At 50.4% G+C, this 15399-nt stretch carries 12 protein-coding genes; 10 read left to right on the top strand and 2 right to left on the bottom strand.

The window, feature by feature from the left end; genetic code table 11:
* Nucleotides 1-28 precede the first annotated feature (28 nt).
* Entirely contained in the window at nt 29-1471 is a 1443-nt protein-coding gene (locus DEF47_RS07290; protein WP_012190948.1) for a circularly permuted type 2 ATP-grasp protein, read from the bottom strand.
* A 255-nt stretch (nt 1472-1726) separates the two neighbouring features.
* Here DEF47_RS07290 and cdaA point away from each other — a divergent pair, with 255 nt between their 5' ends.
* Together cdaA and DEF47_RS07300 are read left to right on the top strand one after the other, a co-directional pair.
* On the top strand, nt 1727-2530 hold the full coding sequence (cdaA, locus tag DEF47_RS07295) for a diadenylate cyclase CdaA (RefSeq protein WP_012190949.1): 804 nt from the start codon (nt 1727-1729) through the stop codon (nt 2528-2530).
* Entirely contained in the window at nt 2527-3906 is a 1380-nt protein-coding gene (locus DEF47_RS07300) for a CdaR family protein (protein ID WP_012190950.1), read from the top strand. The genes cdaA and DEF47_RS07300 overlap by 4 nt, the downstream gene beginning before the upstream one ends.
* On the opposite strand, the gene DEF47_RS07305 is transcribed toward DEF47_RS07300, so the two are convergent.
* Nucleotides 3903-6824 (bottom strand): BTAD domain-containing putative transcriptional regulator, encoded by a 2922-nt coding sequence (locus tag DEF47_RS07305; RefSeq protein ID WP_012190951.1) that lies wholly within the window; start codon nt 6822-6824, stop codon nt 3903-3905. The genes DEF47_RS07300 and DEF47_RS07305 overlap by 4 nt on opposite strands.
* Before the next feature lie 230 nt (nt 6825-7054).
* Between DEF47_RS07305 and DEF47_RS07310 the strand changes: the two genes are divergently transcribed.
* The 8 genes from DEF47_RS07310 to DEF47_RS07345 all read left to right on the top strand — a co-directional run bounded on the left by DEF47_RS07310 (nt 7055) and on the right by DEF47_RS07345 (nt 15233).
* Entirely contained in the window at nt 7055-7426 is a 372-nt protein-coding gene (locus DEF47_RS07310; RefSeq protein ID WP_012190952.1) for a VOC family protein, read from the top strand.
* A 315-nt stretch (nt 7427-7741) separates the two neighbouring features.
* Nucleotides 7742-10249, top strand: a complete 2508-nt coding sequence (locus tag DEF47_RS07315) for a mannose-1-phosphate guanyltransferase (RefSeq protein WP_012190953.1) — start codon at nt 7742-7744, stop codon at nt 10247-10249.
* Nucleotides 10250-10374: 125 nt separating this feature from the next.
* On the top strand, nt 10375-11049 hold the full coding sequence (gene minC / locus DEF47_RS07320) for a septum site-determining protein MinC (RefSeq protein WP_012190954.1): 675 nt from the start codon (nt 10375-10377) through the stop codon (nt 11047-11049).
* Nucleotides 11050-11069: 20 nt separating this feature from the next.
* Nucleotides 11070-11870, top strand: a complete 801-nt coding sequence (gene minD, locus DEF47_RS07325) for a septum site-determining protein MinD (protein WP_012190955.1) — start codon at nt 11070-11072, stop codon at nt 11868-11870.
* A 45-nt stretch (nt 11871-11915) separates the two neighbouring features.
* A complete protein-coding gene (gene minE / locus DEF47_RS07330; protein ID WP_012190956.1) occupies nt 11916-12179 on the top strand; it encodes a cell division topological specificity factor MinE in 264 nt (87 codons plus the stop codon).
* 26 nt (nt 12180-12205) lie between these two features.
* Complete coding sequence (locus tag DEF47_RS07335; RefSeq protein WP_012190957.1) at nt 12206-13417, top strand: AI-2E family transporter; 1212 nt, start codon at nt 12206-12208, stop codon at nt 13415-13417.
* A gap of 123 nt (nt 13418-13540) precedes the next feature.
* Nucleotides 13541-14215: a diguanylate cyclase gene (locus DEF47_RS07340; RefSeq protein ID WP_012190958.1), complete on the top strand. Its 675-nt coding sequence runs from the start codon at nt 13541-13543 to the stop codon at nt 14213-14215.
* A gap of 106 nt (nt 14216-14321) precedes the next feature.
* Entirely contained in the window at nt 14322-15233 is a 912-nt protein-coding gene (locus DEF47_RS07345) for an AAA family ATPase (protein ID WP_012190959.1), read from the top strand.
* Nucleotides 15234-15399 lie beyond the last annotated feature (166 nt).

A 15399-nucleotide genomic window follows, 5' to 3' on the forward strand; every position in this document is an offset into this window, starting at 1 on the left:
TTCATCCCTCATCCCTCATACTTCATCCTTAATAAAGAACCCATGTATCTTTGCTGCCGCCACCTTGCGATGAATTGACCACCAACGAGCCACGCCGCAAGGCTACCCGCGTCAGGCCGCCAGGCACAATGCTAATTTGATCGCCAAACAAAATGTAGGGACGTAAATCGACGTGGCGAGATTCGAGTTTGCCATCAATAAAACAGGGAGCTTTGGAAAGCGCAAGGGTTGGTTGGGCAATGTAGTTGCGGGGGTTGGCAATAATGCGATCGCGAAACTGGCTACGTTGCTCGATTGTGCTATGTGGCCCAATCAGCATATCGTAGCCACCCGATTCGCCGACCGCCTTGACCACCAATGAATCCAAGTTATTCAGCACATGCTGACGTTGACGATCATCGCTGAGCAAAAAGGTTTCGACATTGGGCAAAATCGGGTCTTCATCAAGATAGAATTTAATCATCGCTGGCACATAGGCATAAATCGCTTTATCATCGGCTACCCCTGTGCCCAAGGCATTGGCCAAAGCCACATTGCCAGCCCGATAGGCATTCAACAAGCCTGCCACGCCCAGCACTGAATCAGGCCGAAATGCTAAAGGATCAATAAATTCATCATCGACTCGCCGATAAATCACATCAACGCGGCGCAAACCAGCGGTCGTGCGCATATACACCACATTATCGTGAACAATTAAATCGCGGCCTTCGACCAGCTCAACCCCCATCTGGCGGGCCAAAAAGGTGTGTTCGTAGTAAGCTGAATTAAAAACCCCAGGCGTAAGCAGCACAATCGTTGGGTCGCTGCGGCCTTGCGGCGCTAACGAGCGCAAGGTTGCCAACAAGGCTTGGCCATAATGGTCGATCGAGCGCACCCCATAGCTCGAAAACAACTGTGGAAACACGCGTTTCATCACCAAACGATTGGCCAGCATATACGACACGCCACTGGGAACTCGCAAATTATCTTCTAGTACCGCAAATTGGCCGCTTGGCAAACGGATCAAATCGGTGCCAACGATCGAAACATAGCGATCGCGTGGCACGCTAACTCCCCGCATTTGGCGCGAAAAATGGCGACAGCTATAGACCAATTCGCGCGGCACAACTCCGGCTTTTAAAATTGTTTCCTCGTGGTAAATATCGCGCAAAAACAAATTTAATGCCGTAACCCGCTGCGCCAACCCACGCTCAATCGTATCCCACTCTTTGGCGGTCAACAGCCGTGGCAGCAAATCATAGGGGAAAATGCGCTCAGTGCCTTCATCGCGACCATAGACTGTAAAGGTAATTCCTTGATTGAGAAAAGCCAAATCCGCCGCTTGCTGGCGACGAGCCAACTCATCAGGCGGCAACTCGCGCAGCCGTTCCGACAGTAGCCGATAATGTGGACGAGGCGTGTTTGGGCCAAGAAACAACTCATCGTAAGCGGTTTCGAGTTGATACTGACGAAAAGGGGCTACATCGGGCATAGCGTGCTCCTTGCAGTCTGTTCAGCATTGAAGGGATTTGAGGCAACATCGCCGCGTTGGGGGGAAAGAAGATGGCCTATAGTACCGATCTCCACAGATTTCGTCAAGCACCTAGCTACGTACTAGGCTCGTTGAGCGGCTTGGTTGGCCCAAAACCGCGTAGATTAAAACTTGCATAGATAGCCTGATCAGTGTAAGGTACAGGCGCGATGTCCAGCACAGGTGCGTTGGCTGGCGGTGTCGAGGGTTTGAATTGTGCCAAGCTTCCAGCAGATTTGGGAACGAGTTTCTTTCTTAGCAGCTCTAGATATTCTGCTTGTTGCTGCCTTGATTTTTTGGCTGCTCGGGGTCATTCGTGGCACTCGCGCAGTGCAATTATTGCGCGGGGTCGGCATTTTAGTCGTCGTTGCACTACTAGCTGGCTCAACCTTGCCGCTTACCACATTGCGCTGGATCATTCGCGAAGCCCTCAGCCCAGCCCTATTCGTCGCAATTCCGATTCTGTTTCAGCCGGAATTACGCCGTGCGCTCGAATCGTTGGGCCGCACTGGCGAATGGTTTAATCGCTTTGGCAGCACTAATCGCTCCGATGTTGAGGAGATGATCAACACCATTTCGCGGGCAGCCAAACAATTATCACAACAAGGCATTGGCGCATTAATGGTGATCGAGCGTGATACCGGCTTGCAAGAATATGCCGACCGTGGCGTGATCGTCGATTCGCGCATCTCCGTGCCCTTGCTGGTGAATATTTTCTTCCCCAACGCGCCACTCCACGATATGGCGGTGATTTTTCGGCGCAACCGCATTTTGGCCGCCAACTGTGTGCTACCACTCAGCGAAAATGTGGTTGGCAGCACGCGCTATGGCACGCGCCACCGTGCCGCTTTGGGCATCAGCGAACAATCTGATGCAATTTCGGTGATCGTTTCCGAAGAAACTGGCAGCATTTCGATTACCCACGATGGCCGCATGGTGCGCCATTTAACTGAAGGTCGTTTACGCAAACTGCTGGCTGGCTTATTGCGCGTCGAATTAAGCGAGGAAGAAGAAGTATGAATAAGCTTGCAGGTAGCCCATTACGCGCCTTCGTTGCCGCAGTCTTGGCGAGCATCATTTGGGTGTTTGTCAGTTTCACCGAAAATCCGCAGCAAGTTACGCCATTTACCAATTTGCCGATTCGCGCCGAGGGGCTGAGCAGCAATTTAACCTTAGTTGATGGCGAGGGTCGGCCAATTCCCGTGCCCGATGCTGTTGTTAACTTAAATGTTTCTGGCCCGCAAGATACAATCACCCGCATTACCAAGCAAAATGTCCAACCATTTATTAATATCGCCGGGCTAGAGCCTGGCTCACATGAAGTTGCGGTGCAAGCTCGCAGCATTCCTAGCCGCTCCGATCTCGATTTTCAGAGCTTTCAGCCCGCCACAGTTTTAGTCCAGATCGAACAGATCATCACAGCCTCGCTGCCGTTGACCATCACCACGGTTGGTCAGCCGCCAACCAGCTATGAAGCCAGTTTGCCAATTGCCAGCGTCAATGGCGAGATGATCAAACAGGTAACGATAACTGGGCCAGCCAGCCAAGTTAATAAGGTCGTTGGTGGCGAAATTACGCTTGATCTGTCGTCGCAAACCAGTAATTTGCGTACTCGCCGTAATATTATCGCAGTCGATATTGCTGGGCGTGATGTTGAAGGCGTAACGGTTAGCCCTGAGTTGGCTGATATCGAAGTGCGGATTTTATCCAGCAGCGGGATCAAGCGTGTGCCGATTATCTACACAACCCTCAACAGTCCGCCAGCGGGCTATCGCGCTGAGGTAGTGCTTGAGCCAGCCTTCGTAACATTAATTGGTAGCGCTCAGCGCTTAACCGAAGTGGAATTTGTTGAAACTCAACCGCTCAATTTGCCAAATAGCACCCAAAGCTACACCGCAACGATTAAATTGCGCTTTCCGATTGGGGTAACTCCGCGCGATGCTCAAGCTGCCGATAGCACGATCGCCACGATTCGCTTTGTGCCAATTAGCACCGAAATTGTGCTCAACCTGCCGCTTGTGCCGCGCAATTTGCCCGCTGGCCTCGAGTTGAGCTACCAGCCCAAACAGCTTGAAGTAACGTTACGGGGCAATGCCCAGAATTTACAAAACCTCAATAATTTGGCGTTGGTGTTGGATTTAGCTGGACGGAATGCCGGTAGCCATAGCATTCAGCCCAGCCTTAATCTGCCAACTGGCATCACATTAGCCAAACCATTGACTACGATTTCAGTAACCTTAAGTGCGATTATCGTACCCACAGCTGAGCCAACTAGCCCGATTGAACCGACTGAGCCAGCAACTACGCCAATCGCTACGCCAACCGTGACCGAGCCAATTAGCCCAACCGAGCCAATTAGCCCGACCGAGCCAATCAGCCCGACCTTAACTCCTTAATCCAAAGCACGTTTTTGCAAAGCTTGCAGCTCTGCCGAAGGGTCTAGCCCATATTCTTCAAACAAGGCCTCACGGTAACGGTCATAGATTGCCAAGGCCTCAAGCCGACGACCTTGGTTAATCTCCAAGTTCATTGCCTGCGAAACCGCACGCCCATTCGAAATATCTAGTCTCAATGCTTGAGCAAAGGCCTTTTGAGCCTGATCAAAGCGCAGGGCATCATAGCATTGAATGCCGATTGAAATCCAAATTTCGGCTCCACGTTTGGATAACTGCTTACGTTCCCATTCAATCCAAGGAGCCTCATGGCCCGATAAAAACACTTGGCTTGCATAATCGGCGGCTATTTGCAGACGATCAAGCGTCGCATCAGAGCCTTGTAATGGAGTCTGATTGATCACCAAAATATCAGCGTCGATCTCAGACAATGGGAAACACAAACGATAAATCGAACCATCAGAAATAACGCAATCGGGCAATTCTTTGCGAGTACGTTGCAACATTTTACGCCAGCCATCATTGCTACTATCAAATCCCCAAATTTTTGCCCGTAATTCATCAGCAGTCATCCCGCTAGGGTTCATAAGCAACAGGGCAATTAATAAAATACCTTGTTTAGGAATTTTGACAGGCTTGCCGTGCATCTCGACACGCACCTGCCCCATTAAGCGAATAATCAATTTTGGTGCTTGCGGCATTGGCAAACTATGGTGCAGCACCCGTGCCGCAAATGGTGAATTCCATTGGGTATAGGCCTCATGAACCAATTCAGGGAGATGCACGGTCAGCGCCGACAATAGCACGGGCAAGCCACTGCGCCCATCAATAATCAACTTATCAAGGGCTTCCCACGCTTGGCGAGCCTCACCAAATTGATCACGCTGCCAAAAAGCTTCGCTGAGCAAGAGATACAATAAACCTTTGGCCAACGCACCTTCGCTATCAAGCCCAGCCAACGCTCGCTGCAATAACGGAATCGTGCCATCAAGCTTCAATGTCAAGTTAGCAGCACTACGAGCTACTGCCAACCAAGCCTGATCAAGCGGATTTTGGGCCGTCGTAGTATCGATCTCAATCAATAAGCGTTGCAACTGCTCGATCGAACTATGGCGCGTAGCTTGCGATTCCAAGGCCAAGGCATAGGTCAAAATATGATAATCGACCATATTACTATTGCGTAATTGCTCACGCGCCGAACGATAACGCGCAATCGCACTTGTCCAATCACGATCAGCTAACGCTACATCGCCCAACGTGATCAAGGCACCATTGGCAGCCCGATTATCGGAAATCAAGGCATTATCGAGGGCTTCTTGAGCGTAGCGGGCTGCATCACGAATTTGGCCACGATGCAGTGCCACCACCGCCCGCAGATTCATCGTCTGCGATAAACCCGCAGGCGAATTTAATTCATTCCACAGCAACGTCGCTTGGCGTAACAGTCGATCGGCCAACGAGTAGCGTCCGGCGCGTGCCGCCGCATTCGCATAATCACCGAGAATCAACCCGAGCAAACGATTAATGCCAGAATGTTGAATATAGCCATATGCCCGCTCAAAATGGGTAATCGCATTATCATCTTGACCCAACGATACAAGATAACTTGCATGCGTTCGGAGCACCCGCGCCTGATCGGCTGGCGATAAATCAGGGTCATCCAGATAGGGCTGAATTAAACCATCAGCCTCGACAATTGCGCCCTGTGCTCGCAACATATCGGCCTTGAGCAAGCGCAACATGCGCTGATCATCGGGCTGCTGATGAATGCCTAGCAGCTGATTAACCAAAAGCAAGGCTTTCTCACCATTCCGTAACCCAAGATGGTAGCTGCGCACCAACAACCAACCTACTTTTGAGCTAAGCTGCTGAACTGGAACCGCATTCAAGGCATTGACAATCTCAGCAAAAAACTGCTGACGATCAATCAATGCCAAATTGCGCGTTAGGCTATGGTTAATCACATCCCAACGTTGCAAGCGCTGCATTTTTTGTACAAATGGCAATAATTGTTGTTGCGCCAGATACCAATCGCCAGCCTGCTCAAACCATGGGCTCAGATAGCTGGCCTGTGGATCAGAACGCTGGCGCAGACCGACCTCGGGCAAACGCTGCAACTGAAGACTCGACTGCGCCAACAACCCCGCATATTCCCAACTCATCATCAGACGATGCAGATCATAGTGTGGCAGTAACGCTTGGAGCAATTCGGTCGAATCGGGGGCAAGCCAAAGCCAAGCTTCAAGCATCTGATGCAACGGCGCTGGCAAACTCGCCATCACATCTTGCATCACCCACTCTACCGCCGATTGATTGAGCACACCAGAACGATTGAGCGCAAAAATACAAGGAGCAACCCAACCATCGGTCAAGGCGATTAATTGCTCAGCTTGAGCGTGGGTTAGGTGGAGTTGCCGTTGTTGCGCCAGCTCGATTAATTCTGCGCTGGTGAAGGCCAGTTCCTGCATACCCACTATGCGCAATTGCCGACGAATAATCGATTGTTGAATCATGGGCAAATTGGGCAGATGTAACGAAGTAGCAGCAATATGCAGGGCTGGGTTTTTCAATAATTCGCTCAGCCAAGCATGCTCAGGCAAGAACGTCCCCCACGCATCCAAGATCCGATCCAAATCGTCGATCAAAATCCAGCTTGGTTGGCGTAACCTTAAAAGCTGCTCATGTGCATGATCGCTAGGTAAGCCAAGTTGTTGGCAAATAGCCTGAAGCAGCGCTAGGGGATCATGCGCTGACTCTTCAAGCCGAATCAAGGCAGACGGGGCGTTGATGGAATGCTTGAGTGCCTCTAACACTGTGGATTTGCCGCTGCTTGGCAACCCAATGATTAAAACTACCCGTGGCGCATGTTGGGTCAAAGTGAGTAAACGTGGGCGTTCAACATAGGTCGGATAAAAACTCATAGCAGTTTCCTCAAGATGCTTGGTACGATGCTACCCCACCAACCATTAAGCAGTACAGCGCAATCGTGCTCAACCGTTGAGAGGCTAGGTTGTTCCAATTCGTTACCTATGTTCAATAGGATATACCGAGCTATAGAGCACATCTATGCACGTCCTAGGCTATTTCTAGATCGATTTCTTGTATATCCACTGTATCATAGCAAAAGAATCATGAATGTAGTGGAGCAGTTATGCAACTTGTCGCACTCGATCACATCCAATTGGCAATGCCCGCAGGCCAAGAGGCCCAAGCACGTTGGTTTTACAGCACGCTGCTTGGCCTCGACGAAGTGGCCAAGCCTATTCAATTGCAAGCTCGCGGCGGCTGTTGGTTTCGTAGCGCCACCATCGAACTGCACCTTGGGGTTGAAGCCGATTTTCGGCCTGCTCGCAAAGCGCATCCGGCTTTTCGCGTTACCGATCTCGGGCAAGCGCGGGCTGAGTTGAACAGCGCGGGCATTGCAATTGTTGAAGATGATAGCCTGCCGCATGTACGCCGTTTCTTCGTCGCCGATCCGTTTGGCAATCGGATCGAGTTTGTCCAAGTTGGTGATGTCTATTAAGGCTGCTTACAGGAATCATTGCAATCCGCATTGATCAATTGTAATGCCGCTCATTGCTTAACTTAGATGCGAGGGATTCCTATTTATTTTGTATTTTGGGCAGCAACTACTGGCACAACTTATGCACACTAGGAGATCGCCGATCAAAGTATGCTGATTGGCAAGCTACTACACCAACATCCGCTCAACCATGCCCTGAACGCACCCAAATATGCCGGTATCTTCTGGTATACTGAACAACGGCGCGGCCCTCGAATGCCCGTGCTGGCCACCGCGCTGAGTGCTGCATTGTTGACACTGCGAGGGTTGCAGACCATGAAAGCAGTTTTAATGGCTGGGGGTGAAGGCTCTCGGCTCCGACCACTCACCATCAGTCGGCCCAAACCAATGGTTCCGCTGGTCGATCGACCAGTCATGGGCCATATTATTGAACTTCTGAAACGCCACGGCATCACCGATATTATTATTACGGTGCAATATCTCGCCAATATTATTCAAGATTTTTATGGCGATGGCTCGGCGTTTGATGTCGATATTTCGTATTCGGTTGAGGAAGTGCCACTCGGCACGGCTGGTGCAGTTAAATATGCTTCACGCTTGATCGATGATGATAGCGAACCAATTCTGGTCATTTCAGGCGATGCGCTAACCGATTTTGATTTAACTGCCTTGATCGAAGCCCATAAACGCTCGAATGCCAAAGCCACGATTACCCTCACCCGTGTGCCCAACCCGCTGGAATATGGCGTGGTGATCACCGATGATACTGGCCGAATTCGTCAGTTCCTCGAAAAACCTAGTTGGGGCGAGGTTTTTTCCGATACCGTCAATACTGGAATTTATGTGATCGACCCCTGTGTGCTTGATGATATTCCGCTGGGCGAGCCGTTTGATTTCTCCAAAGATTTGTTTCCTGCCTTGTTGCGGCGCGGCGAATTGCTTCATGGCTATATCGCCGAGGGCTATTGGACGGACGTTGGCAACATCGAAGCCTATATGCGAGCGTGCTCGGATTATTTGATGGGCATGGTCAATTTGCCGCGCCTCGGCCATGATCGCGGCGATAATGTCTGGATCGAAGGTGAGGTTGAAATTGCCCCCGATGCCCAAATTCATGGGCCAGTCTTTTTTGGCCATGGGGTCAAGATCAAAGGCGGGGCGATGGTATTCGGGCCATCGGTCATCCGCGATTATACCATTATCGATTCACGTGCCACCATCGATCGTTCGATTATGTGGCGCAACTCGTATGTTGGCGAACGCGCCGAATTACGCGGGGCGATTGTTTGTAAGCAATGCAATATCAAAAGTCGCTCGTTGCTGTTCGAGGGCGTAGTGGTCGCCGATAGCACGATCATCAACGCTGGGGCGGTGATTCAGCCCAACGTTAAAATTTGGCCCTCGAAAGAAGTTGAAGAAGGCGCGACCGTTAGTGCCTCGATTATTTGGGGTGCGCAAGGGCGGCGGGTGCTGTTTGGGCGCTACGGCATTACGGGCTTGGTCAATATCGATCTTACGCCAGAATTTTGCGCCAAACTTGGGGCGGCCTATGGGGCAATTTTGCCCAAAAATACCACCGTCACCATGAATCGCGATGCTCACTATACCCCACGAATGCTCAAACGTGGCTTGATTGCCGGCATTCCATCGGCGGGGATTAATGTTTTGGATTTGCATTCGGTGCCAATTCCCACTGCCCGCTATTTGACCTATGCGCTGAATGCTGCGGGTGGTATGCATGTGCGGCTTTCGCCGTTCGATAATCGCGTGGTCGATATAAAATTCTTCGATCATCGCGGGCTTGATCTGGGCAGCGATATGGAGCGCAAGATCGAGAATACCTACTTCCGCGAAGATTATCGCCGCGTCTATCTCGATGAAATTGGCCGGATCACTGAAAACAGCGATTACAACTCGGTCTATATCGATAAATTCATGGAATCGCTTGACCCACATATTTTGCCCGAGCTAGAAGACCCGTGGAGTATCGTAATCGATTATGCTTCATCGAATGCTGCGCAAATTTTGGGTATCTTGCTACGGCGCTTGAATGTTGATTTAGTTGAACTCAATGCCCAAATCGATGAAGATCGTCTGTTCCAAACCGCCGATCAATTTAATGCTGGTATGCAACGACTGACTGCGATCGTGCCCGTGATGAATGCAGATATTGGAGTGCGGCTCGATTCGGGCGGCGAACGGATTTACGTTGTCGATGATACAGGCCATCGATTAACTGACATTGAATTGTTGGCGGCGGTTACCGCTTTGACCATGGAAGCCAACAAAGGTGGTACGGTGGCCGTGCCAGTCACCGCGCCGCGTTTATTCGATAAATTGGCCGAGCGCTATGGCGGGCGCATCCAGCGCACCAAAACCGCCTTGGGAGCGCTGATGCAACAAGCTGCCAAATGCAACGATTTATGTGTCTTGGGCGATGCAGCAGGCAGCCTGATTTTCCCATCGTTCTTTCCAGTTGCTGATGGTCTGTTTGCAATTGTTAAATTGATGGAATTACTGGCCCGCGCCAAAATTCCCCTCTCGGAGATTCGTCGTTCCTTGCCACGCTCAGCCATGGCTAACCACAAAGTGCCATGTCGCTGGGAATCCAAGGGCAAAGTTATGCGGATTCTCAACGAACAATATGCCGAGCGTGCTCAAGACAACATCGATGGGATCAAGATTGATCTTGGGCCGGAGTGGGTGTTGATTCTGCCCGACCCTGATGGCCCCTTCATTCATGTGATTGCCGAGGGAGTGAACGATGATCAAGCCCGCGTGCTAACCGAAAAATATGCTGGTTTGGTGATGGGGCTTCAGTAGAACAAAGAACATAGAGCATAGAAAAAGAACCAGGCATATGACTTGTATCAAGGTATAGATAGGTTATAGCTACTATGCTCTGTGTTCTATGCTCTTATTTTCGTTTTCTTGACGGAGACGGTATAATGCGCGATATGGAAGAGCGCATCACGTTAAAAGGCAGCCGTGACGGGCTGCGCTTGATTTTACACCCCACCGCAGCGTGGGCAGAAGTCCTTGAAGCCCTGCGCAAGCAACTAGCCCAAGGACCATCGTTTTATCATGGCGCAAAATTATTGATCGATGTTGGTGAGCGTTCGATCACCGATGTGGAGCTACAGGCGATCTTGGCGATCATGGCCGAACATGATATTGAGCCAGCCGCATTAATTACCATCGCACCAACCAATCGGACTACTGGTCGGCAGGCTGGCGTAGAAACCCGCCATCCCGACAGCCTACGGTCTACTCCTCCACCCGTCGTGCAAGGCGAAGGCTTATTTTTATGGCGCACCGTGCGTTCTGGTCAGGCAATTCGGCATCAAGGCCATATCGTTGTGGTCGGCGATGTCAATGCAGGAGCCGAAATTAGTGCTCACGGCAGTGTCATCATTTGGGGGCGCTTACGCGGCTCCGTCCATGCAGGTGTTGGCGGCAATCAACAGGCAATTGTCTGTGCGCTCGAATTGCGCCCAACCCTCTTGCGGATCGCCGATAACCTTGCCCGCACACCTGATAATCATCGCCCAACTGGCCCTGAACAAGCCAGCCTTGATGGCGACAACATTGTAGTAGTACCATGGGATGCCCCACGCCGCTAGTGGGTCTTTGAGGATCATGTATGGCACAAGTAATCACAATCACCTCTGGTAAAGGGGGGGTTGGCAAAACCACCACCACCGCCAATCTCGCCACATCGTTAGCAATGCAAGGCCAACGGGTTGTTGCAATTGATGCTGATATCGGTTTGCGCAATCTCGATGTGGTGATGGGCCTCGAAAATCGGATCGTCTATGATTTGGTCGATGTGGTTGAAGGCCGCTGTCGCACACGTCAAGCGCTCATTAAAGATAAGCGCTTTCCTGATAATTTGTTCTTGTTGCCAGCAGCCCAAACCCGCGATAAAGATGCGGTAACGCCTGACGATATGATCGCCCTTTGCAACGAGTTACGCCGCGAATTTGATTTTATTCTGATCGACTCGCCCGCTGGGATCGAGGGTGGCTTTAAAAATGCAATTGCACCCGCCGACCACATTTTGATCGTCACAACACCTGAAATGTCTGCTGTGCGCGATGCCGACCGGATTGTAGGGTTGGTCGAAGCGTATGAAAAAAGCAATCCAAAGCTCATTATTAACCGAATTAAAGCGCGGATGGTTGCTCGCGGCGACATGATGGATACGCCCGATGTGGTAGAAATTTTGGCAATCGACCTGGTTGGAATTGTGCCAGACGATGAAAGCATTGTGGTTTCAACCAACCGTGGTGAAGTTGCGGTGCTTGATCGTGAATCGATGGCAGGTAAGGCCTATAATAATATCGCCAATCGTTTACTTGGCCACGATATTCCCTTCCTTGTGCTTGATGAAAAACAAGGCTTATGGGCACAATTGGTCAATATGTTTCGTACCCGCCGCTAAAATGGCGCGGTTGAGCCATCTTTATCTTCCACATGGAGCGGATGTATGGGTCTTTTAGATAATCTTTTTGGTCGCAAGCAACAGAACAGTTCGTCGGTTGCAAAAGAGCGTTTATTGACGGTTTTAGTCCATGATCGCGTGCATCTCACGCCTCACGATATGGAAGAGATGAAACGTGAAATTATTGCCGTGATCGAGCGTTACGTTGAAGTAACCAACCCAGAGGCCATTGAAGTAACCTTGACCCGTGGCGAAGCTGCCGACCACCTCAAGGCCGATATTCCCCTTGGTCGCTCGCGTCAACAATAACGCACTGGCCATGTGGAGGAGATGTTATGCACGTTCAGCCAACTAGTCCGATTCGTTTCTCACCTCGCGCAAAGTTTGTAACAGTCCTTTCGATTGTTATTATTAGCCTGTACTTGGTCAACCAAGCTTGGCATATTATGATCCCCTTTATTTGGGCGATCATCACGGCCTATATTTTTAATCCAGTTGTTACCTGGATGCAACGGCGTACCAAAACCCCCCGCTTCTGGTGGGTGATTGTGCTGTATATCATTGGTTTTACGCTGTTAACTTTGCTTGTGAGTAACGTCGTGCCACTGATTACCTCGCAGATTAACGATTTGGCCCAAACCATTCCTATATGGCTTGATGATGCTAAAATCTATGTTGAGCAGCATCAAGCGTTGACCATTCGTGGGGTTGAAATTGTTAATCTGCGTGAAGCTGAACGCGAAATCTCGGGGGCAATTGCGGCGTTTGCCAAAGCCCTGCCTGGTATCGCCCCGCTGTTTCTGTTTGGGCTAGCCGAAGGCTTTATTTTGCTTTTGGTTTATTTCGTCGTAACGTTTTATTTATTGCTCCAAGCCGAAACCATCCCCAACAATTTCTATCGCTTAATTCCCGAACGCCATCGTGATGAAATTCGTCAATTGATTGGTTCGATCGATCGGGTGCTCTCAGCCTACATTCGCGGTCAGTTTTTGCTGATTATCATTATGTCGGTGTTGAGTTACATTGCCCTATCAATTTTGCAAGTCAAATATGCCTTGATTATCGCCATCGCCACCGGCTTCTTGGAAATTATCCCAATCATCGGGCCGTACATGGCCACCGCCATCGCCGCTTTGGTAGGCTTTTTCCAAGGCACAACCCCATTTGGCTGGGAGCCTTGGGTATTAGCGTTGGTAATTATTGCCGTCTATTTTGCCCTGCGCCAATTCGAAGATCACTTTATTATTCCAAATTTGGTCGGACATATCGTCAATGTGCATCCGGTCTTTGTGATCTTTGCAATTTTGGCGGGGGGAGCGGTAGCCGGCGGCTTAGGTTTACTCATATCGATCCCGATTGCCGCAGTTGCTCGCATCATTCTTTCATATCTGCATGGCAAGCTTGTCGATTCGCCCAACCCGCAGGCCGATTTGGTCGAACAAGAGGGCAAATTGCTTGAAAACCATATAGTGGCTGAGCGTCGCGAAAGTCGGCGCAACCGCCGCGAAGCCAAAAAACAGGTCGAAGGCAGCGATCTCAAACCCTAAACTTTAAATTTAACCAATGATTTAAGCCACAGGCCCAAACCTGTGGCTTTTTTGTATTGACAAAACGCCACATATTATGCTAAACATACATATATTATTAAACATATGTATATTGGAGAACATATGACATTTCCCCAAACCTTTGAACTAGCCACAACCGACAAACTAACGGGCCTTTTTACGCCTGATTACTTTCGCTTTTTGGTGCGCGAACAAGTGTTGCCAGCCATGCACGAACGGGTTGAACCCTTGAGCATGTTTGTGTTGGATATCGATTATTTTCTAGCCTTGAATACTGAATCAGGCCGTGAATGTGGCGATGCAGTGTTAGTTGCCGTGGCCCAAGTGCTCAAGCGGGTGTTGCCAGAGCAAGCAATGCTCTCGCGCTACAGTGGCGATGAGTTTGCCGGAGCGTTGCCTGAACTACGAATCGACGACGCATTTTCGTTGCTCGAAGAAGTGCGCCGTCAAGTGTTGGCAATTCAGCTTGATTGCCTTGGCGAAATTAAATTAAGCTGTTCGATCGGCTTGGCTGGCTATCCAGGCCATGGCCGCGATGAAGTTGAGTTGGTGCGTCAGGCCGACGAAGCGCTGTATCACGCCAAAACAACAGGCCGCAACAAAATTGCCCTGCCCGTCGCCGATAGCCGTATGATCACCAAAACCAGCTACTACACTGCCACCCAACTCGAACGTTTAGCCCAACTTGCCAAAGCCCTCAAACGCAACGAAGCTAGTTTGCTGCGCGAAGCGCTCGACGATGTGATCAAAAAATACAACGATCGCTTGAAATCCTAAACAAGGCTTGACACTTTGAAACATTTGTTCTATATTTTTTATGTAGATTGACGGATACGGGCCAGCAATGGCTATGGGTAACCGAGTTCATGAAAGGAATCGCACAATGTTTCAGTCGCTAGACCAACTTGAAACAGGCAGTTTATTTATTTTGACAGGGCAAGCAGGCGCAGGCAAATCGCACTTAGCCGCCAGCACCCGCCGCAGTGGCACGGTCTGGATTTTGGATACCGAGGGCGCTGCCAAGAATCTTTTGGGCAAACCTGGGGTGCACAAATCGATTCAAGCGGTGCAAACGCTCTCGCTGCAACAACTTTTGGCAGCCATGCAAGAGATTCAACGGCTTGGCAAAAGTGGCGATACAGTGGTGCTCGATTCAGTTTCTAAGGTGCTGCAAGCGATGCGTGCCCATGCACAACAACGGGCTGGCGCTGAAACCGACCGCAAAACCCAAATAGAGTTTGATGAATATGCCTCCTTCAATCGCAACCTGCAAGCGATTTATACTGGCCTGACCGAGCTAAAACAACATGGCTTTCATGTGATTATCATCGGCCACTTGGCCAAACAATATAGCGAACAAAGCGAAGATCGCAATCATGCTGATGTGGGCTTGCGGGTGCTGGCCGACGAACATATTACCTACGAGGCCGATGCAATTATTCTCGTCGAGCGTGATGGCGATCAACGCCAGATGCGACCAATTATCAAGCCACCGCGGCCTTTGCATCTCAAATTAGGCGCAAATTATCCCGCCAAACTTGCGACGCTCTACCCTGAACTGGCACTGGACGAGGCTTTTGGCAATAGTTCCGAGCGCACTGGCCGCCCCGTCGATGCTAGCGAAGCCGAACGGCGTTTCTTTGCCCGCTATGCCTCAGTCGTTGGCGGTAACAATTGGAACGCCGTCCAACGCTATCTTGGCCGCAAAGATAAAAAACCCAGCACAATCGAAGGCTGGATTAGCGCTGCCGAACAGGTGCGCCAAGCCCCAAACGACCAAGCCATGGCCGCCTAAAATGGCTAAAATCACAATCCCTCGTCCAGCAAGCAACTAGACGAGGGATTTGAACTAGAGTTTATTCTGAGGCCAGTTTCTGGCCGCTAACTGTAATTAATGGTTCATTGGGTTGGCAACCATTTCTCGTTCCCTCACCCCCAACCCCTCTCCCACTGCGGCGTTT

It is taken from the genome of Herpetosiphon sp. (assembly GCF_003512625.1).
Classification (GTDB): domain Bacteria; phylum Chloroflexota; class Chloroflexia; order Chloroflexales; family Herpetosiphonaceae; genus Herpetosiphon; species Herpetosiphon aurantiacus.